The organism is Pseudoxanthomonas sp. LH2527 (genome assembly GCF_022539275.1).
In the GTDB taxonomy this organism is placed as follows: domain Bacteria; phylum Pseudomonadota; class Gammaproteobacteria; order Xanthomonadales; family Xanthomonadaceae; genus Pseudoxanthomonas_A.
In genome coordinates, this window is the sequence record NZ_JAKZBW010000009.1 from 1 (window position 1) to 25,584 (window position 25,584).

At 68.2% G+C, this 25,584-nt stretch carries 22 protein-coding genes; 19 read left to right on the forward strand and 3 right to left on the reverse strand.

What is annotated here, in order from left to right; genetic code table 11:
• The first annotated feature begins 47 nt into the window (after positions 1 to 47).
• The 9 genes from MMG85_RS06930 to MMG85_RS06970 all read left to right on the forward strand — a co-directional run bounded on the left by MMG85_RS06930 (position 48) and on the right by MMG85_RS06970 (position 8,424).
• A complete protein-coding gene (locus MMG85_RS06930; protein ID WP_241045382.1) occupies positions 48 to 2,219 on the forward strand; it encodes a S9 family peptidase in 2,172 nt (723 codons plus the stop codon).
• A gap of 249 nt (positions 2,220 to 2,468) precedes the next feature.
• Positions 2,469 to 2,873: a YbaN family protein gene (locus tag MMG85_RS06935; RefSeq protein WP_277399773.1), complete on the forward strand. Its 405-nt coding sequence runs from the start codon at positions 2,469 to 2,471 to the stop codon at positions 2,871 to 2,873.
• Between the two features lie 40 nt (positions 2,874 to 2,913).
• Positions 2,914 to 3,123 (forward strand): lipoprotein, encoded by a 210-nt coding sequence (locus tag MMG85_RS06940; protein ID WP_241045383.1) that lies wholly within the window; start codon positions 2,914 to 2,916, stop codon positions 3,121 to 3,123.
• Entirely contained in the window at positions 3,116 to 3,979 is an 864-nt protein-coding gene (gene dapF, locus MMG85_RS06945; RefSeq protein WP_241045384.1) for a diaminopimelate epimerase, read from the forward strand. Before MMG85_RS06940 ends, dapF begins: the two co-directional genes overlap by 8 nt.
• A complete protein-coding gene (locus tag MMG85_RS06950) occupies positions 3,976 to 4,650 on the forward strand; it encodes a DUF484 family protein (RefSeq protein WP_055940992.1) in 675 nt (224 codons plus the stop codon). The genes dapF and MMG85_RS06950 overlap by 4 nt, the downstream gene beginning before the upstream one ends.
• 124 nt (positions 4,651 to 4,774) lie before the next feature.
• Positions 4,775 to 5,653, forward strand: coding sequence for a tyrosine recombinase XerC (gene xerC / locus MMG85_RS06955; protein ID WP_241045385.1), 879 nt, complete (start codon positions 4,775 to 4,777; stop codon positions 5,651 to 5,653).
• 202 nt (positions 5,654 to 5,855) lie between these two features.
• A complete protein-coding gene (hslV, locus tag MMG85_RS06960) occupies positions 5,856 to 6,407 on the forward strand; it encodes an ATP-dependent protease subunit HslV (RefSeq protein WP_056879246.1) in 552 nt (183 codons plus the stop codon).
• A gap of 98 nt (positions 6,408 to 6,505) precedes the next feature.
• Positions 6,506 to 7,894 (forward strand): ATP-dependent protease ATPase subunit HslU, encoded by a 1,389-nt coding sequence (hslU, locus tag MMG85_RS06965; RefSeq protein ID WP_241045386.1) that lies wholly within the window; start codon positions 6,506 to 6,508, stop codon positions 7,892 to 7,894.
• Positions 7,895 to 8,085: 191 nt separating this feature from the next.
• Complete coding sequence (locus tag MMG85_RS06970; RefSeq protein WP_241045387.1) at positions 8,086 to 8,424, forward strand: zinc ribbon domain-containing protein YjdM; 339 nt, start codon at positions 8,086 to 8,088, stop codon at positions 8,422 to 8,424.
• Positions 8,425 to 8,443: 19 nt separating this feature from the next.
• On the opposite strand, the gene MMG85_RS06975 is transcribed toward MMG85_RS06970, so the two are convergent.
• Complete coding sequence (locus MMG85_RS06975; RefSeq protein WP_055940989.1) at positions 8,444 to 8,899, reverse strand: nucleoside deaminase; 456 nt, start codon at positions 8,897 to 8,899, stop codon at positions 8,444 to 8,446.
• A gap of 142 nt (positions 8,900 to 9,041) precedes the next feature.
• On the opposite strand from MMG85_RS06975, the gene MMG85_RS06980 reads away from it, so the two are divergent.
• The 9 genes from MMG85_RS06980 (at position 9,042) to MMG85_RS07020 (ending at position 21,468) form a co-directional block, all read left to right on the forward strand.
• Positions 9,042 to 10,676, forward strand: a complete 1,635-nt coding sequence (locus MMG85_RS06980; RefSeq protein ID WP_241045388.1) for a hypothetical protein — start codon at positions 9,042 to 9,044, stop codon at positions 10,674 to 10,676.
• A gap of 350 nt (positions 10,677 to 11,026) precedes the next feature.
• Complete coding sequence (locus MMG85_RS06985; protein WP_241045389.1) at positions 11,027 to 12,604, forward strand: hypothetical protein; 1,578 nt, start codon at positions 11,027 to 11,029, stop codon at positions 12,602 to 12,604.
• 295 nt (positions 12,605 to 12,899) lie between these two features.
• Positions 12,900 to 14,528 (forward strand): hypothetical protein, encoded by a 1,629-nt coding sequence (locus tag MMG85_RS06990; RefSeq protein ID WP_241045390.1) that lies wholly within the window; start codon positions 12,900 to 12,902, stop codon positions 14,526 to 14,528.
• A gap of 10 nt (positions 14,529 to 14,538) precedes the next feature.
• On the forward strand, positions 14,539 to 16,152 hold the full coding sequence (locus MMG85_RS06995; protein WP_241045391.1) for a hypothetical protein: 1,614 nt from the start codon (positions 14,539 to 14,541) through the stop codon (positions 16,150 to 16,152).
• Between the two features lie 45 nt (positions 16,153 to 16,197).
• A complete protein-coding gene (gene ubiE / locus MMG85_RS07000) occupies positions 16,198 to 16,959 on the forward strand; it encodes a bifunctional demethylmenaquinone methyltransferase/2-methoxy-6-polyprenyl-1,4-benzoquinol methylase UbiE (RefSeq protein ID WP_241045392.1) in 762 nt (253 codons plus the stop codon).
• 188 nt (positions 16,960 to 17,147) lie between these two features.
• Positions 17,148 to 19,079: a M1 family metallopeptidase gene (locus MMG85_RS07005; protein ID WP_241045393.1), complete on the forward strand. Its 1,932-nt coding sequence runs from the start codon at positions 17,148 to 17,150 to the stop codon at positions 19,077 to 19,079.
• Between the two features lie 3 nt (positions 19,080 to 19,082).
• Positions 19,083 to 20,063, forward strand: a complete 981-nt coding sequence (locus tag MMG85_RS07010; protein WP_241045394.1) for an alpha/beta hydrolase — start codon at positions 19,083 to 19,085, stop codon at positions 20,061 to 20,063.
• A gap of 2 nt (positions 20,064 to 20,065) precedes the next feature.
• Positions 20,066 to 20,803 (forward strand): hypothetical protein, encoded by a 738-nt coding sequence (locus MMG85_RS07015; protein WP_241045474.1) that lies wholly within the window; start codon positions 20,066 to 20,068, stop codon positions 20,801 to 20,803.
• A complete protein-coding gene (locus MMG85_RS07020) occupies positions 20,794 to 21,468 on the forward strand; it encodes an HAD family hydrolase (protein ID WP_241045395.1) in 675 nt (224 codons plus the stop codon). Before MMG85_RS07015 ends, MMG85_RS07020 begins: the two co-directional genes overlap by 10 nt.
• Positions 21,469 to 21,524: 56 nt before the next feature.
• On the opposite strand, the gene MMG85_RS07025 is transcribed toward MMG85_RS07020, so the two are convergent.
• Together MMG85_RS07025 and MMG85_RS07030 are read right to left on the reverse strand one after the other, a co-directional pair.
• A complete protein-coding gene (locus MMG85_RS07025) occupies positions 21,525 to 22,970 on the reverse strand; it encodes a diguanylate cyclase (protein ID WP_241045396.1) in 1,446 nt (481 codons plus the stop codon).
• Positions 22,971 to 23,250: 280 nt separating this feature from the next.
• On the reverse strand, positions 23,251 to 24,183 hold the full coding sequence (locus MMG85_RS07030) for a carbohydrate kinase family protein (protein WP_055937353.1): 933 nt from the start codon (positions 24,181 to 24,183) through the stop codon (positions 23,251 to 23,253).
• A gap of 315 nt (positions 24,184 to 24,498) precedes the next feature.
• On the opposite strand from MMG85_RS07030, the gene MMG85_RS07035 reads away from it, so the two are divergent.
• Positions 24,499 to 25,545, forward strand: a complete 1,047-nt coding sequence (locus tag MMG85_RS07035) for a rod shape-determining protein (RefSeq protein ID WP_055937350.1) — start codon at positions 24,499 to 24,501, stop codon at positions 25,543 to 25,545.
• The last annotated feature ends 39 nt before the right edge of the window (positions 25,546 to 25,584 follow it).

A 25,584-nucleotide genomic window follows, 5' to 3' on the forward strand; every position in this document is an offset into this window, starting at 1 on the left:
GGGAGCGGACCGCTTCCCATTGCATCCCGCACTCCCGGACCCCATCCATGAAGCCGACGTCCTTCCTGCTTGCCGCCACTGTCCTGATGAGCACCCCGATCACCTCCGCGCTTGCCGCCAGCACCACCCCGCCCGACGTGGCGAAGAAGCCGCATGTCGTGAAGGCGCCGCACGGCGCCGAGCGCAACGACGAGTACTACTGGCTGCGCGACGACAAGCGCGAGAACAAGGAGATGCTCGCCTACCTCGAAGCCGAGAATAAGTACACCGATACGGTGATGGCGCCGCTGAAGCCGCTGGAGGACACGCTCTACAACGAGGTCGTCGCGCGCATCAAGCAGGACGACGCCAGCGTGCCGTACCGCGAGCGCGGCTGGTGGTACTACGCCCGCTTCGTGACCGGCAAGGACTACCCCGTGCACGCGCGCCGCAAGGACGGCCCGGGCGTGGATGCGGTCTCGATCCAGAAGGCCAACGAGGCCGGCGACTTCGCCGGCGAGCAGGTGCTGCTGGACGTCAACGCGCTGGGCGAAGGCAAGGACTACTACAGCGTCGGCGACTACGAGGTCAGCCAGGACAACCGCCTGCTCGCCTACGCCGACGACACCAACGGCCGTCGCCAGTACACGATCCGCTTCAAGAACCTGGACACCGGCGAGATGCTGCCGGACACGGTGACCAACGCCGAACCGAACCTGGTCTGGTCCAACGATGGCCGCACCCTGTTCTACGTGGACAAGGACCCGGAAACCCTGCTCAGCAAGCGGGTGAAGTCGCACGTGCTGGGCACCCCGGCCAGCCAGGACAAGCTCGTCTACGAAGAGGAAGACGACAGCTTCTACATGGGCATCGGCCGTACCCGCGACGATGAATTCATCTGCATCGGCGTGGAGAGCACGGTGTCCTCGGAGATGCGCTGCACGCCGGCCGCCGATCCGGGCGTGTTCACCGTGCTGGCGCCGCGCGAGCGCGACGTGGAATACCAGGCCGACCACCTGGGCGGCCGCTGGGTGATCCGCACCAATGCCGACGGCGCCACCAACTTCAAGGTCGTCACCGCGCCGACCGGTTCCACCTCGCGCAAGGACTGGAAGGACTGGATCGCACACCGCGACGACGTGTTCGTCGAGGGCGTCGAGCTGTTCGACGGCTTCAGCGTGGTGTCCGAGCGGGCCAACGCGCTGGAAAGCCTGCGCGTGATCAAGGCCGACGGCAGCAGCGACTACATCAAGGCCGACGAAGCCGCTTACTCGATGGGCCTCGCTGCCAATCCCGAAACCGGCACCGACTGGATCCGCTACAGCTACACGTCGATGACCACGCCGGCCACGACCTACGAGATCAATACGAAGACCGGCGAGCGTCGCACGCTGAAGCAGCAGCCCGTGCCGGGCTATGACGCGTCGAAGTACGTGACCGAACGCGTGTGGGCGCCGGCCCGCGACGGCAAGACGAAGATCCCGGTGACGCTGGTGTACCGCAAGGACGTGGCGCGCGACGGCAAGGCGCCGATGCTGCAGTACGCCTACGGCAGCTACGGCTCGTCGATGGACCCGAACTTCAGCATCACCAACATCAGCCTGCTCGACCGCGGCGTGGTGTATGCGCTCGCGCACATCCGCGGTGGCCAGGAAATGGGCCGCGCGTGGTATGACGACGGCAAGCTCTACAACAAGATCAACACCTTCACCGACTTCATCGACGTCACCGACTATCTGGTGAAGGAAGGCTATGCGGCGAAGGACCGCGTCGCCGCGATGGGCGGCAGCGCCGGCGGCCTGCTGATGGGCGCGGTGTCGAACATGGCGCCGGAGAAGTACAAGGTCATCCTGACCCTGGTGCCCTTCGTCGACGTGGTCACCACCATGCTCGACCCGACCATTCCGCTGACCACCAACGAATACGACGAGTGGGGCAATCCGGAAGAGAAGGGCTACTACGACTACATCCTCACGTACTCGCCCTACGACAACCTGCAGGCCAAGGCCTATCCGGCCATGTTCGTCGGCACCGGGCTGTGGGATTCGCAGGTGCAGTACTGGGAGCCGGCCAAGTACGTCGCCCGCCTGCGCGATCTGAACACCAGCAAGGAAACCGTCGTGTTCCGCACCAACATGGAAGCCGGCCACGGCGGCAAGTCGGGCCGCTTCCGCCAGTACCGCGAGCGTGCGGAGATGTATGCCTTCATGCTGGACCAGCTGGGCGTGGCGTCGAAGTAAGCGCGGCGTGTAGGGCATCGGAGAGCCGGGGAAACCCGGCTCTTTGCTTTTCCGGCGCCGTCCGGTGCATGCCACTTCAGGCAGGTGCCGCCATCGCCGATAACCCGGTGGGTGGTCGCGCGAGGATGAGGGGTCATGGCAGGGTGGGGCGCGGGTATCCGGTCGGCACAGCGGGTCTTTGCGCCGTCCACCACGGATTTGCGGTACAAGGTCGCCGTGCATGACACGTCTCCCCCGCCGCCGCGTGACCTGCCCGACGCGCGCCCGGTGCGCTTCCGCTGGGCGTGGTGGTTGCTGGCCTACGCCAGCCTGGGCATGGGCATCGTGGGCGTGTTCGTGCCCGGGTTGCCGACCACCGTCTTCATCCTGATCGCTGCCTATGCCGCGTCGCGGGGCTCCCAGCGGCTGCACCGTTATCTGCTCTCGCATCCGCGCTTCGGCCCGATGATCCACGACTGGCATCTGCATCGCGCGGTCTCGCGGCGCGCCAAGTGGGCGGCCACGTGGACGATGCTGGCCAGTGCGGTGATCCTGCTGGCGCTGATGCGGTGGACCGGTTCGCACCGCTGGTGGATGGTGGCGCTGCCGATCGCCTGCATGGCCGTGGTCGCCGCCTGGTTGTGGCGGCGCCCCGAACCGCCGCGTGCGGCGTAGACGGCCATCGCATTCATCCCGCTGTGGCTATACTCGCGGCATGAACCGGAACGCCCGTCTTGTCCTCGCTGCCGCCCTGATGGCGGTCCTGTCCGCCTGCGGTGCCAAGGGCCCGCTGTTCATGCCGGAGAAGCCGGTGGAAGAAGCGCCGGTGACGCCGGCCGAGCCGGCACCGCCGGCGACCGACAGCGTCCCCGCCGAGCCGCCGATCGATCCGGCCACGGTGCCGGCCACCGACGGGAATGGCTGAGTCTCCGCACGCGCGGTCCACGGTGATGCGTTTCAGCAAGATGCACGGGGCCGGCAACGATTTCGTCGTGCTGGACCTGCGCGATGGCACGCCGCCGCCGGATGCCACGCTGGCCGCCGCGCTGGCTGACCGGCATCGTGGCGTGGGCTGCGACCAGATCCTGACCATCGAGCCGCCGCGCAGTGCGGGCTCTGTCGCGGCGTACCGCATCTGGAATTCCGACGGCTCGCCCTCGCAGCAGTGCGGCAACGGCGCGCGCTGCGTGGCGGCCTGGCTGGTGCGGGACGGCGCCGCCCGCGGCGACACCTTCGTGGTCGACAGCCCGTTGGCCACGCATGCGGTGGAGCGCATCGGCGATGACCGCTACGCCATCGCCATGGGCGTGCCCGAGTTCGTGCCGGCCCGCATCCCGCTGCACGGCTTCGATCAGCCGCGCGGCGAGTACGACGCCGACGTGGACGAAGGCCTGCGGCTGCGCTTCGGTGCGGTGTCGATGGGCAATCCCCATGCCGTCATCGAAGTGCCCTCCGTCGAGGCGGCACCGGTCGCGCATTACGGCCCGCTGCTGCAGCGGGCGCGGCACTTCCCGGAATCGGTCAACGTCGGCTTTGCCGAAGTGGTCGCGCGTGACCGCGTGCGCCTGCGCGTGTACGAGCGCGGCGTGGGCGAGACGCTGGCCTGCGGCAGCGGTGCGTGTGCGGCCGCGGCCGTGCTGATCCGTCGTGGCCGGGTGGATCGCGACGTGACCATCGCGCTGCCCGGTGGCGAACTGCGCATCCGCTGGCCGTCCGACGACGCGCCGGTCATCATGTCCGGGCCGGCGGCATTCGTATTCGAAGGGGAATGGACAGCATGAGCGAGACAGCGGAAAAACTGGGTGCGCACGAGGTCGCGGCGTGGCTGCGGCGGCATCCGACCTTCCTGAAGCAGTTCCCGGACCTGGCGCTGAGCATGGTGGTGCCGCGCGACGAAGGCCCGACCGCATCGCTGGCCAGCTACCAGCTGGAAGTGCTGCGCGACAAGAACCGCGAACTCTCCAAGCGCCTGGGCGACCTGTTCGCCAATGCGCAGGAGAACGAGCGCCTGGCCGTGCGTACCCACCAGTTGGCGCTGACGCTGATGAAGCAGGGCACCGCCGCCGACACCGTGCGTGCGATGGCGGCCTCCCTGGCCGAGGACTTCAACGGCGACCGCGTCAGCATCGTGCTGCTGCAGCCGATCGCCGGCCTGGAGGAAGGCGAGTGGTTGCAGGTGGTGCCGGCGGATAATCCGCACATGGCGCCGTTCCGCGACTGCCTGCGCGACGGCGAGCCGATCTGCGGTCGCCTGCAGCCGGAAAAGCACGTGCTGCTGTACGGGTCGCGTGCCGAGGAAGTCGCATCGTCCGCGCTGTTGCCGCTGCCCGGCATCGGCCTGGTCGCCGTCGGCAGCCGTGACGGCAACCGTTTCTATCCCGGCATGGGCACGCTGTTCCTGCGCATGATGGGCGACACGCTGGTGACGGCGTTGAAGCGGTTCGATGGTTGAGCCGAGGCTCGCCTCTCCCGCCGTCATTCCGGCGAAAGCCGGAATCCATCTTGCCGTTGTCTCGACCTCGAACAGGCCAGCGCAACGTGGATCCCGGCTTTCGCCGGTTTGACGGGTCCTGGACATGTACGCCGTCGCCGACTTCCTCGCCCACCTCGAGGTCGAGCGCCGTGTCTCCGCGCACACGCTGGATGCGTATCGCCGTGATCTCGCCGCGCTGACGGCGTGGGCCCAGGCCCAGGACATCACCGACCTGGCGGACGTGCAGGCCGAGCAGCTGCGCGGCTTCGTGGCCAGCGAGCACCGGCGCGGCCTGTCGCCGAAGAGCCTGCAGCGTCGCCTGTCTGCCTGCCGCAGTTTCTACCAGTGGCTGCTCAAGCATGGCCGCATCGCCGCCAGTCCTGCCGCCGCACTGCGCGCCCCCAAGGCGCCACGCAAGCTGCCGCAGGTGCTGGATGCGGACGAAGCCGTCAGGCTGGTCGAGGTGCCGATCGATGCGCCGCTGGGCAGGCGCGACCGCGCCCTGCTGGAGCTGTTCTATTCCTCCGGCCTGCGCCTGAGCGAACTGTGCGCACTGCGCTGGCGCGATCTCGACATGGCCGGCGGCATGGTCACCGTGCTGGGCAAGGGCAACAAGGAGCGCAAGGTGCCGGTCGGTTCGCATGCGCGCAACGCATTGGTGGAATGGCGGCAGGAGCGGCCGTCGGGCAACGAGGCCTTCGTGTTTCCCGGCCGCGGCGACGGGCCGATCTCGCAGCGCGCCGTGCAGATCCGCATCAAGCAGCTGGCGCAGCGCCAGGGGCTGTTCAAGCACGTGCATCCGCACATGTTGCGGCACAGTTTCGCCAGCCACATCCTGGAATCCTCCGGCGACCTGCGCGGCGTGCAGGAACTGCTCGGCCACGCCGATATCGCCACCACCCAGATCTACACGCACCTCGATTTCCAGCACCTGGCCAAGGTCTACGACGCCGCGCACCCGCGGGCGAAGCGGAAGTCCTGATTGCTGTAGGAGCGACGTCAGTCGCGACCGCGATCCCGGCACACCGGGCGATACACCATCCGCGAGACCGCGCATGATGCGGCCGTCCTGCCTGGGTGGGTTCGGCGGTCGCGACTCACGTCGCTCCTACAACAGCGTCAAACGTCATGCTTGAACCGGGAGGCAGCGTCCCCACCTCTGTGGGAACACCCCGGAGGCCTCCATGGACCCCAGCCAGAATCCCAACGTCTTCCACGCCACCACCATCCTGTCCGTGCGCCGCAACGGCCATGTCGCCGTCGCCGGCGATGGCCAGGTGACGCTGGGCCATACGGTGATGAAGGGCAACGCGCGCAAGGTGCGCCGGCTCGGCCGCGATGGCCAGGTGCTGGCGGGCTTCGCCGGCGCGGCGGCCGATGCGTTCACCCTGTTCGAGCTGTTCGAGGCCAAGCTGGAAAAGCACGGCCAGCTGACCCGTGCCGCGGTCGAGCTGGCGAAGGACTGGCGCACCGAACGCCGTCTCGGCAAGCTCGAAGCGCTGCTGGCCGTCGCCGACAAGGAAACCTCCCTGATCATCAGCGGCACCGGCGACGTCATCGAGCCCGAGGACGGCATCATCGCCATCGGCTCCGGCGGCTCCTATGCGCTGTCCGCCGCGCGCGCGCTGCTGGCGCACACCGAGCTGGACGCGAAGTCCATCGCGGTGGAGTCGCTGAACATCGCCGGCGACATCTGCATCTACACCAACCGCAATGTGGTGGTTGAAGAGCTGTGAGAGAGGCCTTGATTGGCGATTCGTGATTCGCAAAAGCGAACGCCGCGCCGAAACCTCCCAGCTTTCCTTAATCCGCTCTTACGAATCCCGAATCCCCCATGACGAATCCCGGCTCTTCAACCATGACCCCGCGCGAGATCGTGCAGGAACTCGACCGCCACATCGTCGGCCAGCAGGCCGCCAAGCGCGCGGTCGCCATCGCGCTGCGCAACCGCTGGCGTCGCATGCAGCTCGATGACGGGCTGCGCAACGAGGTGATGCCGAAGAACATCCTGCTGATCGGCCCCACCGGCGTCGGCAAGACCGAGATCGCGCGCCGGCTGGCAACACTGGCCAACGCGCCGTTCGTGAAGGTCGAGGCCACACGCTTCACCGAAGTCGGCTACGTGGGCAAGGATGTCGAGCAGATCGTCCGCGACCTGGCCGACACGGCGGTGAAGATGTATCGCGAACAGGCCAAGGCGCGCATGCGCACCCAGGCCGAGGAGCGTGCGGAAGAACGGATCCTCGACGCCCTGCTGCCGCGCCGCGAGGCGGCCGGCGGCAACGGCTTCGGTTTCGGCGCCGCCACGACCACCGTCGACATCGGTGCCGAGCCGTCCTCGAAGGAATCCGAAACGCGGCAGAAGCTGCGCCGCCAGTTGCGCAACGGCGACCTGGACGAGCGCGAGATCGAACTGGAGCTGGCCGCCAACGTCGGCGTGGACATCATGACGCCGCCGGGCATGGAGGAAATGGGCCAGCAGCTGCGGCAGATGTTCTCGAACCTGGGCGGCGCCAAGACCCACAAGCGCACCGTGACCATCAAGGCCGCGCGCCCGCAGCTGATCGAGGAAGAGGCCGCCAAGCTGGTCAACGAGGACGACATCCGCGCCGCCGCCATCGAATCGTGCGAGCAGCATGGCATCGTCTTCATCGACGAGATCGACAAGGTCGCCAAGCGCAGCGGCACCATGAGCGGCGCCGACGTCAGCCGCGAGGGCGTGCAGCGCGACCTGCTGCCGCTGGTGGAAGGCAGCAACGTGTCGACCAAGTACGGCACGGTGAAGACCGACCACATCCTGTTCATCGCCTCGGGTGCGTTCCACCTGGCCAAGCCCAGCGACCTGATCCCCGAGCTGCAGGGCCGCTTCCCGATCCGCGTGGAGCTGTCCGCGCTGAGCAAGGAGGACTTCATCCGCATCCTCACCGAGCCGAAGGCTGCGCTGAGCAAGCAGTACGTGGAGCTGATGAAGACCGAAGGCGTGGCGCTGAGTTTCACCGACGACGCCATCGACCGCCTCGCCGAGATCGCCGCGCTGGTCAACGAACGCCAGGAGAACATCGGCGCCCGCCGCCTGCACACCGTGCTGGAACGGCTGCTGGATACGCTGAGCTACGAGGCCCCCGACCGCGACGGCCAGAGCGTCGTCATCGACCGCGCCTACGTCGATGCGCATCTCGGCGAACTGGTGCAGGACCCCGACCTGAGCCGCTACATCCTGTAGCGTGCGCCATGCGCACGACCGCATGGACCCATCAACACGCGGTCGTGCGCGCAGCGCACGCTACGACCGAGCCGGTACGTCCCGTAGCGTGCGCCATGCGCACGGCCGCATGAACCCATCAACACGTGATCGTGCGCGCAGCGCACGCTACGCATGCGACAATCGCGGCTGTATCCGCTTCCCGATCCGCCATGTCGACGCTGCCGCCGTGCCCCCAATGCCAGTCCGAGTACAGCTACGAGGACGGCGGCCAGCTGGTCTGCCCGGAGTGCGGCCATGAGTGGTCGGCCGATGCGCCGGCTGCCGGCGACGACGTGCGCATCATCAAGGACGCCAACGGCAACCTGCTGCAGGACGGCGACACCGTCACCGTCATCAAGGACCTGAAGGTCAAGGGCTCGTCGCTGGTGGTGAAGGTCGGCACCAAGGTCAAGAATATCCGCCTGGTCGACGGCGACCACGACATCGATTGCAGGATCGACGGCATCGGCGCGATGAAGCTCAAGTCTGAGTTCGTGCGCAAGGCCTGATCCTTGCGCGGTGGTGGGCTCAATCCTCGCCGATATCCTCGTTCCACACGTCGGGATTGGCGCGGATGTAGTCGCCGAGCAGGGTGATGCATTCCTGGCTCTGCAGGTCGATGACGTTGACGCCGGATTCGCGCAGCCACTCGATGCCGCCCTGGAAGGTCACCGATTCGCCGACCACCACGGTGCCGATGTTGAACTGGCGCACCAGGCCGCTGCAGTACCAGCACGGGGCCAGGGTGGTGACCATGATCGTGTCGCGGTAGCGGCGCTGGCGGCCGGCCTTGCGGAAGGCATCGGTTTCGCCATGCACGGAGGGATCGCCTTCCTGCACGCGGCGATTGTGGCCGCAGCCGAGCAGGCGCCCGTCCTGGTGGTACAGCGCCGCGCCGATCGGGATGCCGCCTTCGGCGAGGCCTTGCCGCGCTTCACTGATTGCGGTTTCCAGGAGGGCACGGTAATCGGGAGAAGTGCTCATGGCGGCCTGCATCGAGGGTGTACGGGGGGAACAGGATCATACAGGCGGGGAGTGTGATGCCACGCACGGCGCGCGGGCCGCATACCCGTTAGAACGCGAAGTGCGGTGCGCGGTGCGCGTTCAGGTCAGGGGAGTGGGGATCGTGAAAGGGAAGCTCAACAAGATGTCGCGCGGTGCGCGGATCACGGCGATGCTGGCCGTGGCCTGCGGACTGTCGTTCGCGACCGCGCTGCATGCGCAGACCATCGAGCAGGGCTTGCTGCAACTGGAGTGGGGCGATCCGCCGCCTGCGGCGGCCGGGCAAGCCCGTCTTTCGCCCCGTTTCAATGCCTCGCTGTTGAAGGATGACGGCAGCCGCATTCCGCTCGATCCCGCGCAGGCGAGGCTGGCGGCGGGCGATCTGTATGTGCTGGCCAATCGCCGCGTGGCGGTGGCATTCGCGCCGCCGGGGCGCGTCATGTCGTCCGCGCCCGCGATCCAGGCCATCGTGCCCGCCGATCGCGTCACCCAATCGGCGCCGGTGCATGCGGCCAACGCACGCGTGATGGCGGCTGCGCCGATCAACGGGGTCACCCGCTGGGTGACGCTGATGTGCAAGTTCAGCGATGCCGCGGACGAGCAGAAGGACCTGGCGTTCTTCCAGTCGCAGTACGGCGAAGGCGTCGGCCAACTGGGCCACTACTGGCGCGAGGTGTCGTACAACAAGATCAATCTGGCCGGCAGCACCGCGCACGGCTGGTACACGTTGCCGAGTCCCCGTTCGACCTACGTCACCAAGGTGGACGGCAAGGACAAGGCCGACCTCAACAAGCTGTTCGCCGATTGCGCCTCCGCCGCGCCGGACACCGTCGACCTGAATGCGCCGGTCGGCATCAACATGATGTTCAACGGCGATCTCGACGGGTTCGCCTGGGGCGGACAGAGCTGCGCCACCGTGCGCGGCGCGCGGCTGTGCAAGCGGGTGACGTGGAATCCGCCGTGGTCGTTCCGCAACCTCGCGCCGCTGGCGCACGAGATGGGGCATGGCTACGGGCTGCCGCATTCGGACAACTCCGATGGCGACAGCGATACCTACGACAACCCGTGGGACGTGATGAGCGACAGCTGGAACAACGCGGTGGGCGATGCCACGTATGGCACGCGGCCCAAGCACATCAACATCTTCCAGCGCCACCGCCTGAGCTGGGTGGATGCGGCGAGGCAGCGGGTCGTGCCGCTGGGCGACCTGGCCACGCGCGACATCGCCCTCGACTACGCGCATCTGACCGGCTCGGCCAATGCGCAGATGCTGGTGCTGTCGCTGTCGCCGCAGGCCGATCCGTATGCGACCGTGGTGTACACGCTGGAAGCACGCAAGCGCGAAGGCACCTACGAAGGCAACCTGGCCGGCAACGCGGTGATCATCCACAAGGTGGAGCGGTCGGGCACGGCCTACAGCATCGACGCCGATGTGCCGGCCGCCAACCGCTCCAACAACGAAGGTTCGATGTTCAAGGTGGGCGAACGCTGGGTCACCCCGGAAGCTTCGCACCTGGTGACGATCAAGGCGCAGACGGCGACCGGCTTCGTGCTGACGGTCGGTCCTCCGCGGGTGATGAGCAGTCCGCTGCCGGCGCTGGTGAGACCGGCGGCGGTAAGCGCGCCATCGTCTTCGATCGCCGTGCCCGCCACCTCGGCAACGAACACGGCAAGCGCTCCTCCGCGCCGCGCGACGCCCTCGCGATGCGGCACGCGACGCGATGGAAAGGCGGCGTCCTGCGCGCTTCGCGAGCGCTGATTGGTAGGGGTTTTTCCTACACGGTGCGGGTGAGCCCCACATCGCGCGATGGCGTGGTGTAGGGGGTAGAACGAATGGGGTTCGCAGGCGAATCCTGACCCGCATCCCAGTTCGCAACATCCGGGTGGAAAACGTGTCCTGTCACGTTCCTTGGCCCTCAAGGACTCACATTTGTAGCCGACACCCCCGATGACGGCGTCATTTCGACCCGTCCATCGTGAATGGGGTCGCGCGTGGTCAAGTACCGATCAGCCGACATGCGTCGCAGGGGCATGCGGGTGCTCCTTGCGGCGGTAATGTCGGTGGTGGCATGCGTCTTTCCGAATCTTCCGCTGAGGGCGGAGACGGTGATGCAGGGAACCTTGCAGTTGCAGTGGGCGGATCCGCCGCGGGCGTCGCCGGGCCGCGTGCAGGCGCCACCGCAGCTGGATGCGTGGCTGGACATGGGTCCCGGGCGGCGGGTCGCGCTGGACGTGACGCAGGCAAAGCGGGCAGCCGGTGACCTCTACGCATTGGCCAATCGGCGCGTCGCGGTGTCGTACGCGATGCGTGCGGACATCGCCGCGTCATCCAAGGTCATGTCGGCGGCCAGCGCGCTGCCGTCGATCAGCGCCATCGTGCCGACCGATCGCTTGCCCCAGCGCGCGCTGACGATGGGGGCCGATGGCCGCGTCATGGCCTCCGCACCGGTGCTGGGCGCGACGCGCTGGATCACGCTGATGTGCAAGTTCGCCGACATCACCGCCGAGCAGAAGCCGCGCAGCTTCTTCCAAGAACAGTATGGCAATGCGCCGGGCCAGTTGGGCCACTACTGGTCCGAGGTGTCGTACGGCCAGATCAATCTTGCCGGCAGTTCCGCGCATGGCTGGTACACGCTGCCGAAGCCGCGCGCGGCCTACCTGGCCGATGTCAACGGCAAGCAGAAGGCGCAGCTGTCGGAGCTGTTCGCCGACTGCGCCAACGCAGCCGATTCCGAGGTCGACTTCGCCGGCATCCAGGGCGTCAACCTGATGTTCAACGGCGAACTGGATGGCAATGCCTGGGGTGGCGGTGCCTGCACCACGCTTGATGGTGCCTACGTGTGCACGCGCGTGACCTGGAGCCCGCCGTGGTCGTTCGCCAATCTCGCCCCGCTGGCGCATGAGATGGGGCACGGCTACGGGTTGCCGCATTCCAACAACTCCGATGGCGATGGCGACACCTACGACAATCCGTGGGACGTGATGAGCGATGCCTGGCGCAACGCCACCAGCGACGCCGCTTACGGGCTGTTGCCCAAGCATCCGAACATGTACCAGCGCGAACGCCTGGGGTGGTTGCCCGCGTCGCGCAAGCGCGTGATCGACGCCGGCAACCGCGAGACGCACGAATTCGTGCTGGATGCGGGCAGCGTGCTGAAGACGTCCAATACGCAGCTGGTGGTGCTGGCGCTGCCGTCGCAGCCCGATCCCTACAAGACGGTGATCTATACGCTGGAAGCGCGCCGTCGTACCGGCACCTACGAGTCCAAGCTGGCCGGTGATGCGGTGATCATCCACAAGCTGGAAGACTACGGCATTGCTTACAGCGTCGATCGCGATACGCCGGCGGCGAACTTCTCCAGCAACGAGGGATCGATGCTGAAGGTCGGCGGGCGCTGGAACACGCCCGATGAACTGCACTGGGTGGAAGTCATGTCGGCGACGGAACAGGGCTTCGTGGTGCGGGTCGGGCCGCGGCCGCGCTCCATGAGTTCGCCCGCGCCAGCGCTGGTGCGTCCGGCGAGTGTCGCGGCCTCCTCGTCGCCAGGCGTGCGTCCGGCGGCGCCGACGCCCTCGGTTCCTCCGGCGCCCGTGATCCGCTCGGCAGCCAACCTGCATCGCCGCGCCTGTGGTGCCTTGCCTGTGTTGCTGCGGCGGGCACCGCTGTGTGCCCTGCTGGAACGTTGATCGCGCCATATTCCTGGCGCGCAGGGCGCCGCATCTGCGCACCGCGTCGCACTCGGGTGTGACAGCGACGGAAATTCAGGACACGACTGCATTCGTATTCGTCACGCTGGAGTGCGCAGCGCGACGCACGTGAACGACGACCTGCGTTCCAGAACACGAAACTGCCCGTCGCAAACGCACATCCGCTTGCCGCATTCGGCGTCGCGAGGCGATGTCGGAAGTAGTCGCGCAACAATGCGCGTTTTCGGAGAGTGGAATGTACCCGGGCCGATCGATTCGCGCCGTACGCGCGAACATGTCGCGTGTCGTCGCGTGCCTGTTGATGATGGCCGCGCCGGCGATGGAGGCGCGCGCGGACGAGATCGTGCAGGGTGTATTGCAGTTGCGGTGGGGCGACGCACCGCCGGCGGCACGCGGCACGCCGCGCGCGGCGCATTTTGAATCATGGCTCGATGCCGGACCGGACCGTCGCTACCGGCTCGATGCGGCACAGGCGCGCCGCGCTGCCGGTGATCTGTATGCGCTGGCCAATCGCCGCGTGGCGGTGGCGTACCGTGCGCCGGCACGGGTGAAGGCAGGGGCTGCGGCCACGGTGCCGGTGCAGTCGGCACCGGAGATCAGCGCGATCGTCGCGGCCGACCTTGCGCCGCCCAGGACGATGGCGCGCGGCGATGTGGTGGGTGCTCGCACCGTGACGCCGCAGACGGGCAGCACGCGCTGGGTCACGGTGATGTGCAAGTTCGCCGATGTGCCGACCGAACAGAAATCCCGCGCGTTCTTCCAGGCGCAGTACGGCGATGCGCCGGGACAGCTGGGCCACTACTGGTCCGACGTCTCCTACGGCCGCATCGACCTGGCCGGCAGCACGGCGCATGGCTGGTACACGCTGCCTCGCACGCGGGCCTCGTACCTGTCGGTGGTGAACGGCCGCACCAAGGCCGACCTGTCGCAGCTGTTCGCCGACTGCACGGCACTGGCCGATGCCGACGTGGATTTCCGCGGCGCGCAGGGCATCAACCTGATGTTCAACGCCGAGCTCGATGGCAGCGCATGGGGCGGCGGTGCCTGCGGCACCCTGGACGGCAGCTACCAGTGCACGCGCGCGACCTGGAATCCGCCGTGGGCGTTCAGCAACCTCGCACCGCTGGCGCACGAGATGGGGCATGGCTATGGCCTGCCGCATTCGGACAACACCGACGGCGATGGCGACACTTACGACAATCCCTGGGACCTGATGAGCGATGCATGGCGCAACGCCGTCAGCGATACCACGCATGGCCTGCTGCCCAAGCAGCTGAACATGGTGCAGCGCGACCGGCTGGGATGGGTGGGCGCGGCCAACAAGCGGATCATTGCCGCCGACAATGCGAGCACCCACGACGTGATGCTGGCCTGGGCCGGTGGCGCGGCCACCGACGCGACGCAGATGCTGGTGCTGTCGCTGTCGACGCAGCCCGATCCGTACCGCACCGTGGTGTACGTGCTCGAGGCGCGCCGCCGCCACGGCAGCTACGACGGCAAGCTGGCCGGCGATGCGGTGATCCTGCATGTGCTGGAGGACTACGGGATCGCGCGCAGCATCGACACCGACACGCCGGTGGCGGACCTGTCCAGCAACGAAGGCTCGATGCTGCGCGCCGGCGAGACCTGGCGGACGCCGGACGAGCGGCACTGGGTGGAGGTGGTGTCGATGACGGCCAGCGGTTTTCTGCTGCGCGTGGGGCCGCGCCCACGCGCGATGAGTACGCCGTCACAGGTACTGGTCCGGTCGAACGTGTCGGCAGCGCAGGCGGCCACGCCGTCGGTGAGGACGCCGGTCCCGCCGGCAGCGCCGAAGTCCGTGCGGCAGGCACGCGCACGGACCTGCGACGTGCTGCCGCGCGTGCTGCGCCTGCCCACCCTGTGCGCGGTGCTGGCGCGTTGAGGCATGGGCCATGTCCCTCCGTGCGCCCGCGACACGCTGCGCGCCTTCGACACTCCGCCTGGCGGGGATGCTGCTGGTGCTGGCCTGCCTGCCTGCGGGGGGTGCGGCTCAGCAGATCGTGCAGGGCGTCCTGCAGTTGCAGTGGGGGGATGCACGGCCGGTAGCGGCGGGCGAGCGGGCGGCGCCGCGTTTCGAGGCCTGGCTCGACGTCGGCTCGGGTATCCGCCTGCCCCTGGATACGGCGCAGTCGCGGCGCGCGGCCGGTGACCTGCACGCACTCGCCCATCGCCGGGTGGCGGTGTCGTATGCGTCGGGCCTCCACGGCGGGCTGATCGACGCCATCGTGCCGGTGGACGCGCCGTTCCCGCGCGACGCGGTCCGGCATGCCAGCGGCCGCGTGCTTGCGGCCGCAGCAGTGCAGGGCAGCACACGCTGGGTCACGCTGATGTGCCGGTTCGCCGATGTGGTGGCCGAGCCGAAGCCGCGTGCCTTCTTCCAGCAGCAGTACGGGGCCGAGCCCGGGCAGCTCGGGCATTACTGGTCGGAAGCATCGTATGGCCGGATCGACCTGACCGGCAGCACCGCCCATGGCTGGTACGCGCTGCCACGCGTGCGTGCCGCCTACGTCACCACGGTCAACGGCGTGGCCCGGGTCGATCTGAACGCGCTGTTCGCCGAGTGCACCGCGCAGGCTGACGCCGAGGTCGATTTCAGCGGCGTGCAGGGCATCAACCTGATGTTCAACGCGGAACTCGACGGCCGCGCCTGGGGCGGCGGCGCCTGCGCCACCCTGGATGGCACGTACCGCTGCCTGCGCACCACCTGGAACCCGCCCTGGGCCTTCGCCAACCTGGCGGGACTGGCGCACGAGATGGGGCATGGCTACGGACTGCCGCATTCGGACAACACCGACGGCGATGCCGACACCCACGACAATCCCTGGGACGTGATGAGCGACGCGTGGCGACATGCGACCCAGCATCCCGTGTACGGCCTGTTGCCCAAGCACCCGAGCATGGTCCAGCGCGACCGGCTGGGCTGGGTGCCGGCCGCGCGCAAGCGCGTGCTGCCCGTGGACAACCAGCAGGTGCACGAGATCCACCTGGACGCGGCGGGCCTGCACGATGCTGGTGGCGTGCAGATGATCGTGCTGGAAGGCGTCCCCCAGCCCGATCCCTACCGCACCGTCGTCCATGTCGTCGAGGCACGTCGGCGCGGTGGCCACTACGAAGCCGCGCTCGCCGGCGACGCGGTGATCATCCACGGGCTGCACGATTACGGCATCGCCCGCAGTGTCGATGCGGACGTGCCCGCGGCGGACCTGGCGGCCAACGAAGGCTCGATGTTCAAGCCGGGCGAGGCGTGGAGTACGCCCGATGGCCGGCATCACCTGCAGGTGCTGTCCGCCACCGGTACGGGCTTCGTCGTGCGCATCGGGCCGCGCCCCCGCGTGATGAGTGCGCCGATGCCGGCGCGCGAACGGTCCGTGCTGCCGGCGTCGGCGCCCGCCACGCCCTCATCCACGCAACGCATGCGCCTGCCGCCGCCCGCGGTTCCGCCGCGCATCTGCAGTGCGGAGAAAGGCTTCGCGCGGCCGCGCCCCTGCTTGCGGCAGGTGCGCTGAGCGGCGGGACGGGACCGGCTGGCCGGGGAGTGCGATAATCCGTCCATGAGCGAATCCCCCTACGAACGCGGCACCACCCACTTCGGCTTCCGCGATGTCGCCGCCAAGGACAAGCAGAAGCTGGTCGGCGAGGTCTTCACCTCGGTCGCCGGCAAGTACGACCTGATGAACGACCTGATGAGCCTGGGCATCCACCGGGTCTGGAAGCGCTACTTCGTCAGTACCTGCCAGGTGAAGCGCGGCGATCGCGTGCTCGACCTGGCCGGCGGCACCGGCGATATCGCCGCGTTGCTGAAGGGGCGCGTGGGCGAGACGGGCCAGATCGTGCTGGGCGACATCAACGCCGGCATGCTCTCGGTCGGCCGTGACCGCATGACCGACCGCGGCGTGGTGCAGGGCCTGGAATACGTGCAGTGCAACGCCGAAGCGCTGCCGTTCCCCGATGCCAGCTTCGACCTGGTGACCATTGCCTTCGGCCTGCGCAACGTCACCGACAAGGCCGCCGCGCTGCGCGAGATGCACCGCGTGCTGAAGGTCGGCGGGCAGGCGCGGGTGCTGGAGTTCTCGGAGGTGACCGTGGACTGGTTCAAGCCGGTCTACGACTTCCACTCGTTCAAGGTGCTGCCGAAGCTGGGCCAGCTGTTCGCGCAGGACGCCGGCAGCTACCAGTACCTGGCCGAGAGCATCCGCCAGCATCCGCCGCAGGCCGAACTGCAGGGCATGATGGACGAGGCCGGCTTCGCCCGGACCGGCTTCAAGAACCTGTCGGCCGGCATCGTGGCCATCCATACCGGTTACAAGGTCTGAAGAACGCATCCGGACCCCTGTAGGAGCGCCCTTGGGCGCGATGCTTTTCCATTACCGCCGACAAGAGCATCGCGGGCATGGCCCGCTCCTGCAAACGACCCCGGAACCGGCGCCGGAGGGTGCGGACAGGGCAGCCCTCGCCCGGCGCGGTAAACTGGCCACTTCCCCCGATCGCTGGAAGTCCCCTGATGCGTTCACTGGCTTTGCTGTTGTCCTGCGCCGCCGTGCTGGCGGCCGGTTGCTCCAAGGAACCCGACCCCGCTCCCGTGGCCACCACGCCCAAGCCTGCCGTCCAGGCGCCCGTCGACCGCGACGAGCACTCCTACGCCGAGCCGCAGAAGGTCGCCATCGACGATCTGGCGCTGGATATCGCCGTCGACTTCGACGCGAAGACCATCGGCGGTACCGCCACCTACACGCTGGACTGGAAGGACAAGGCCGCCACCCAGCTGGTGCTGGATACGCGCGACCTCACCATCGCCAAGGTCGAGGGCCTTCGACAGGCTCAGGCCGATCGGGCCGAAGAGTGGGCGCCGCTGCAGTACGCACTGGCCGCCAAGGACGCGGTGCTGGGCAGCAAGCTGACCATCGAGACGCCGGCGCGCAACGCCAAGGTCAGGGTCACCTACACCAGTTCGCCGGAGGCCTCCGGCCTGCAGTGGCTGACCCCGGCGATGACCGAAGGCAAGCAGCTGCCCTTCATGTTCAGCCAGTCGCAGCAGATCCATGCGCGCAGCTGGGTGCCGCTGCAGGACACGCCGCAGGTGCGCTACACCTACACCGCGCACGTGACCTCGCGCCCGGACGTGATGGTGCTGATGAGCGCCGACAACGACCCGGCTGCCGCGCGCGACGGCGACTACACGTTCAAGATGCCGCAGAAGATCCCCTCGTATCTGATGGCGATCGCCGCGGGCGACCTGGTGTTCAAGCCGATCTCCGCGCGCAGCGGCGTGTGGGCCGAGCCGGCGATGGTCGACAAGGCCACCAAGGAATTCGAAGACACCGAGAAGATGATCGTCGCCACCGAGCAGCTGTACGGCCCCTATCGCTGGGACCGCTACGACATGCTGGTGCTGCCGCCGTCGTTCCCGTACGGCGGCATGGAGAACCCGCGCCTGAGCTTCATCACGCCCACGGTGATCGTCGGCGACAAGACGCTGGTCTCGCTGATCGCGCATGAGCTGGCGCACAGCTGGTCGGGCAACCTGGTGACGTTCTCCAGCGCCAAGCACGGCTGGTTGAACGAGGGCTTCACCAGCTACGTGGAAAACCGCATCGTCGAGGCGCTGTACGGCAAGGAGCAGGCGAGCATGGAGTACGCGATCGCCCGCAACAGCCTGAAGAAGGAGATCGGCAGCATGCCGGAGGCGACCCAGTCGCTGGCGGTCAAGCCGGGCACGCAGCTGGACGCCGACGATGCGTTGAGCGCGGTGTCGTACGACAAGGGCGCGTGGTTCCTGCAGTTCCTGGAAGAGCGCTTCGGCCGGCAGGAGTTCGACGCCTTCCTGCGCGGTTACTTCGACCACTTCGCCTTCCAGAGCATCACCACCGAACAGTTCCTCGACTACGCCAGGAAGCACCTGTTCGACAAGCATCCCAACCTGGTCAGCGACGCCGAGATCCAGGCCTGGGTCTACGGTGCGGGCATCCCGGCCAATGCGCCCCAGGTGCAGTCGCGCGGCTTCTCCAACACCGACACTGCGCGCATCGCCTGGCAGGGCAGCGGCCAGTTGCCGAACAAGCAGCTGACCGACGCGTGGGTCACGCAGCAGTGGGTGCATTTCCTCGAAGGCATGGGCGACACGCTGACCGTCGAGCAGCTGAAGCAGCTCGACGACGCCTACCGCTTCACCGGTACCGCCAACGGCGAGATCGCGATGCGCTGGTATCCGCTGACCATCCGCAGCGGTTACGTGGACGCGCGCCCGGCGATCGCCACGTTCATCGAGCGCGTCGGCCGCCGCAAGCTGATCATGCCGATCTACGAGGAACTGGTGAAGACGCCGGAAGGCCTGGCGCTGGCGAAGGAGAGCTTCGAGCGCGCCAAGCCGGGCTACCACCCGATCACCACCGGCTCGGTCGAAGCCGTGCTGGCGAAGGCGCCGACGGCGCCGTAAGGCATGGCCGTTCGCCTGACCCGCACACGGACGGTCGCCCTGCTGGCGGCCGTTCTTGTTTGCGCGGGCGTGGCGGTGGGGATCTGGCGCGATCCGATGGCGCCGCTGCGCAACGGGTTGGCGCTGCAGGGCTGGTGGATCGGCCTGTCGGAACGGCACGTCGTGGTGGGTGACCATCGCTGGGTCTACGACGAAAGCGAGTCGGCTGATCCCGCTGCACCGACCGTGGTGATGGTGCACGGCTTCACCGGCGGCAAGGAAAACTGGTATCCGCTGGCCGAACGGTTGCGCGGCCGCTACCGGCTGGTGATCCCCGACCTGCCGGGCTGGGGTGAAAGCCAGCGCATCGCCGGCGCCGATTACGGTTTCAGGGCGCAGGCGGCAAGGCTGGCGGCGTTCCTGCGCGCGATCCGGCGCGACGGCAATGCCGTGGTGGTGCTCGGCCATTCGATGGGCGGCGGCATCGTCGCGCTCACGGCGGCGGAGCATCCGGACCTGGTCGCGCGCGTGGGCTTGATCGATGCGGCGGGCGTGCGGTTCGCCGACAACGCCTTCGGCCTGGAAGTGCTGGCCGGCCGCAATCCGTTCGGCGTGCACGACGCCGCATCGCTGCAGCGTTATCTCGACATCGTCTTCCACGACCGCGCCGCGCAGCCCGCGATTCCCTGGCCGGCGTCGAAAGCGGTGATCGACTGGCGCATCGCGCAGGCGCCGTTCGAGCAGCAGGTGCTGGACCGCATCGGCCGCAGCGAGGAGCGCTTCCTGCCCGGCGAGCGGGCCGCGGCGATCCGCCAGCCGGCGCTGCTGCTGTGGTGCCGGCAGGACCGCGTGATCGATCCCAGTGCGATGGCGCTTTATGCGCAGAAGATGCCGCAGGCGCTGCAGGTTTCACTGGACGGTTGCGGCCACATGTCCATCATGGAAAAACCCGACGACGTGGCGGCGGCGGTCGCCCTGTTGATCCAGCAAGGAAAACCCCGATGACGATGAAGAACACAACGCATTCCTTCGGACTGGCACTGGCGTGCGCGCTGGCCGTGTCCGCCTGCGGCGACCGCGAGGCCGAACGCGCCGCCGCCGCCGCGGCGCAGGCCGCCGCCATCGAGCAGCAGGCCGATGAGCTAGCGAAGAAGTACGACAGCGCGGTGGCCTCCAACGACTGGGACATGGCGCGCATCCACGGCATCGCCCTGGTCGACCAGTACCCGCAGAGCACGGCCGCGACGCGCATCGGTCCGTCGCTGGACGAGGTGAAAGGCAAGGCTGAGGGCGCACGCGAGCAGCGGCGGATGGAAGCGCTGTGGGCCTATGCGCAGGTGCCGGCGGACGGCGGTACGCAACGCTCGGCGATGATCTACAGCAAGGAACCGGTGGACGTGGACGGCAGCGGCGCCAAGCCGGTGCAGCTGGTGTTCCGAGACCATCCAAAGTGGAAGCGCAGCAGTTATCTGGTGCTGCAGGCCAGCGACTTCGCCAAGGCCTGCTACCGCCGTTGCCAGGTGACCCTGGTGGCCGACGGCGCCGCGCCGAAGCGCATGTCGGCCAACCGCCCGGATACCGATGAAGCCACCGCGATGTTCATCGACGACGAAAAAGCCCTGTGGCGGCTGGTCCGCAAGACGAAGGTGCTGGAAGTCGAGTTCCTGGTGAAGGACGGCAGCCCGCGCACGGCCGTGTTCGAGACCGGTGGGCTGGACGGCAGCCAGATGCCCGGATGGGACTGACGCCCGGATCGGTCGCCACTGCGCTGCCGGCGCTGCCGGCGCTGGCGGACCTGCGGCACTGGGTGTTCGACCTGGACGGCACGCTGACGGTGCCGGTGCACGACTTCGCACTGATCCGGCGCGCGCTGGACATCCCGGCGGACGCCGACATCCTGGGCCATCTTGCCGCGTTGCCGGTGCACGAGGCGCGACAGAAGCACGACTGGCTGATGCGGCACGAACGGACCCTGGCCGAAGCCGCCACGCCGGCCGTGGGCGCGGTGGCGCTGGTGCGCGCACTGCAGGGTCGGGGATTCCGGCTGGGCATCCTCACCCGCAATGCACGCGTGCTGGCCTCGGTGGCGTTGGCGGCCATCGGCCTGGATGGCGTGTTCGACCACGCCGACATCATCGGACGCGACGAGGCGGCGCCCAAGCCGGCACCGGACGGTCTGCACTACTTCGCGGGTCGCTGGAACGTGTCGCCGGCGCAGATGGTGATGGTCGGCGACTACCGTTTCGATATCGAATGCGGCCACGCCGCCGGCACGCACACCCTGCTGGTCAATGGCCACGATGATGCGTGGTCCGCACAGGCCACATGGTGCCTGGCGGATTGCGCAGCGGTCCTGGCCGAACTCGACGCCACGTCTGCGCCGCGCAGTCGACGCGAACGCGTGGAGTGAGGCGTGCGGCTGGCACCGGGCAACCCGATGCACGGCGGGCGTGCATCGGGTGCCCGCTAAGCGACCACCCGGTTCCGCCCCATCGCCTTGGCGCGATAGAGCGCCACATCCGCCTGGCTGAGCAGCTTCTCCAGCGCATCCGCGTGCATCGATGCGGGTGACGTCGCCACGCCCACGCTGACGGTGATGTCGAGCGTGCGGCCATCGTCGAGCGTGATCGGCTCGCTGGCCAGGTGGCGCAGCCGCTCGGCGACGCGCAGCGCTGCGTCGGCGTCCAGTCCGGGCAACAGCACCGCGAACTCCTCGCCGCCGAACCGCCCGAACAGTCCGTCCTCGCGCAGGTGCTCGCGCATGCGGGTGGCGAACGTCACCAGCACGGCGTCGCCGGCGGCATGGCCGTGGCGGTCGTTGACCGACTTGAAGTGGTCGATGTCGAGCATCATCGCGACCACCGTGCCGCCCGTGCGCTGCGCATGTTCGGCCAGTTCGCGACCGCGGCGCAGGAAGGCGCTGCGGTTCAGCGTGCCGGTCAGGGCGTCGTGGTCGGCGGCGTGGTTGAGCGTGGCCAGCAGCCGGTTGCGCGCCGCATTGACGCTGGCCACGGTCAGCGGCGCCACCGCCAGCAGCGCCATGCCCATGCGCAGCGAGATCACCGGCAGCGGGCCGTTGGCCTGCAGCTGCAGGTCGATCACGCCGGTGGCGATCGCCATCAATGTCCACACGCACAGCAGCAGGGTGACCAGCGCCGTGGTGAACAGGCGGTAGGCCAGCGCGCACCACAGCAGCGCGGGAACCGGGAAGGCGATGGCGCCCGGTCCGCCGATCGCCACGCCCAGCAGGATCGTCAGCAGCAGCGCCAGCAGCGGCATCACCGTCAGCGGGCGTCGCCGCAGCCGCACCAGGCGCTCGCGCAGCGCATGCCCCAGCGTGGCCGGCGCCGGTGCCAGCAACACCACCGGCAGGATGGCGACGTAGCAGACCAGCTCGGCCGAGAACCAGAAGCCGCTGGTGGCCAGGAAGCCGAGCTTCATCGACGAAGTCAGGCTGCCCGCCAGTCCGGCCGCCAGCGCGGCGGCGGCGGACACCGCCAGCACCGACAGCATCGACAGCGGATGCTGCAGCTGCCGGTCCTCGTGGCGGACGCGGCGGAACACCAGGAAGCCCGCCGCCACGCCGGCCAGGTTGGCGGTGGTCAGGCGCAGCGTGGTGAGCAGCGAGCTTCCGGTCAGCAGGTCGGCCGCGACATAACCCAGCGCGGCGGCGGCCCAGCCGGCCGGCGAGGCGAGGGCGGGGCGCCGGGCGAACAGGCCCAGCAGCAGCGCATTGGTGGGCCAGAACGCGGCCAACTGGTGCTCGGGCCGGGTCAGGATGCCCAGTCCGCTGGCAGCGAAGACGACGGCCACGACCAGCAGGGCCTGCAAGGCGAGCTGGCGGAACGTGACAACGGCGGAGGCAGGGACCGGGATGTCCTGCGAAGAAGGGTGCCGATGCTGCGCGACCATGCTGCTCCTGCCCATTGCCGACTGCGCGGGACAGCGCCCTCAGATCGCTCCCCTTGACTTCACCTTATGTCACAAAGAGGCGCGCGTGGCGATCACCGCGTGGCGGCCGGAACAGGCCCACCCCGGCCATGTCGAGTCACATTTGCGCCGCCTCGCCGCAGGTGGCGTGAGCGAGGCGCATGTCGCCGTCGCCGCGCGCGCCGAACAGAAGCAGGGGCGCACCTGGTGCACGCGCGCCGTCGCCACGGCAGCCGCCCCTCCGCCCGGCAGGCTTACTCGCTTAAAGCGCGTAACCGAACTGCTGCTTGAACTGTTCGTTGAACTCGTCGAAATCGAAGCGCTGGTTCTGCGTCCCCGGATGCTCGACCTTCAGCGCGCCCATCAGGTTGCCCATGCGGCCGATGGTCAGCCAGTCGTAGCCCTTCTCGATGCCGTAGATCAGGCCGGCGCGGAAGGCGTCGCCGCAGCCGGTGGGATCGGTCACGCGGCGCTCGTGCGCCGGCGGGATGTCGTAGGTCTTGTCGGGCGTGTGGATCTGCGAGCCGTGCGGGCCGCGCGTGGTGATGTAGGCCTTCACCCGCTTGACGATGTCGGCCTCGCTCCAGCCGGTGCGCTCCTGCAGCAGGTTGGACTCGTAGTCGTTGACGGTCACGTAGTCGGTCAGTTCGATGAAGTGGCGCAGTTCCTCGCCGTTGAACAGCGGCATGGCCTGGCCGGGATCGAAGATGAAGGGGATGCCGGCCGCGGCGAACTCGGCCGCGTTCTGGATCATGCCCTCGCGCCCGTCCGGGCTGACGATGCCGAAGCTCACGCCCGGCACGTCCTTCACGTGGTTCTCGTAGCTGCGCATCATCGCGCCCGGATGGAACGCGGTGATCTGGTTGTTGTCGTGGTCGGTGGTGATGAAGGCCTGCGGGGTGAACAGTTCGTCGATCACCTTGACCTGCGACAGGTTGATGCCCTGCTCGACGAAATGCTCGCGGTACGGGCCGAAGTCCTGGCCCACCGTCGCCATCGGGATCGGATCGCCGCCCAGCAGCTTGAGGTTGTAGGCGATGTTGCCGGCGCAGCCGCCGAACTCGCGGCGCATGCGCGGCACCAGGAACGACACGTTCAGGATGTGCACCTTGTCCGGCAGGATGTGGTTCTTGAACTGGTCCGGGAACACCATGATGGTGTCGTAGGCAAGGGAACCACAGATCAGTGCGGACATCGGCAGGCTCGGCTGGAAGCGGGTGCGGCCGTCCCGGGCCGCAGGAAAAGCGGGACGTGCGCCCCATTCCCGGCGCGCCGGTGCGAAGGTTACCGGCTGGGACCGGTGCCGACCAGCCTTGGTCCGGCGATGCCGGCGGCGGGAGCGCCCGGGGCACGCATGCGGGCGCATGCCGCGAACCGCGGTTTTCCCCGGGGATTCACGAGATTTTTCCTTGCCCGCACCATGCCGGATTGTTAGGCTAGCTGACTTCGTTTTTTGCCCAAAAAATCGCCACGTCAAGGCGATCCGCCCCCAGCAGGAACCCGTCCCCCGATGTTCAAGAAGCTCCGCGGCATGTTCTCCAACGACCTGTCCATCGACCTGGGCACGGCCAACACCCTGATCTACGTGCGCGGACAGGGCATCGTGCTGAACGAGCCTTCGGTCGTGGCGGTGCGCCAGGACCGTGCCATCGGCGGCTCGCGCTCGGTCGCGGCGGTCGGCGCGGAGGCCAAGCAGATGCTGGGCCGCACGCCGGGCCACATCACCACCATCCGCCCGATGAAGGACGGCGTGATCGCCGACTTCACCTACACCGAGGCGATGCTGAAGTACTTCATCAAGAAGGTGCACAAGTCGCGCTTCCTGCGCCCCAGCCCGCGCGTGCTGGTGTGCGTGCCGGCCGGCAGCACCCAGGTGGAGCGCCGCGCCATCAAGGAATCGGCCGAAGAGGCCGGCGCCCGCGACGTCTACCTGATCGAAGAGCCGATGGCCGCGGCGATCGGCGCCGGCATGCCGGTGACCGAGGCGCGCGGTTCCATGGTCATCGACATCGGCGGCGGCACCACCGAGGTGGCGGTGATCTCGCTGAACGGCATCGTCTACTCGCAGTCGGTCCGCATCGGCGGCGACCGCTTCGACGAGTTCATCACCAACTACGTGCGCCGCAACCACGGCATGCTGATCGGCGAGGCCACCGCCGAGCGCATCAAGCTGGAGATCGGCTGCGCCTATCCGCAGGCTGAGGTGCAGGAGATGGAGATCTCCGGCCGCAACCTGGCCGAGGGCGTGCCGAAGATGATCAAGATCAACTCCAACGAGGTGCTGGAAGCCCTGCACGAGCCGCTGTCCGGCATCGTCAGCGCGGTCAAGCTGGCACTGGAGCAGACCCCGCCGGAACTGTGCGCCGACGTCGCCGAGCGCGGCATCGTCCTGACCGGCGGCGGCGCCCTGCTGCGCGACCTGGACCGCCTGATCAGCGAGGAAACCGGCCTGCACGTGCAGGTCGCCGACGACCCGCTGACCTGCGTGGCCCGCGGTGGCGGCCGCGCGCTGGAACTGGTCGACATGCACGGCAACGAGTTTTTCGCGCCGGAATGATGAAGCTGGAACGAGCGGAGAGGAGTGAGAAGTGAGTGG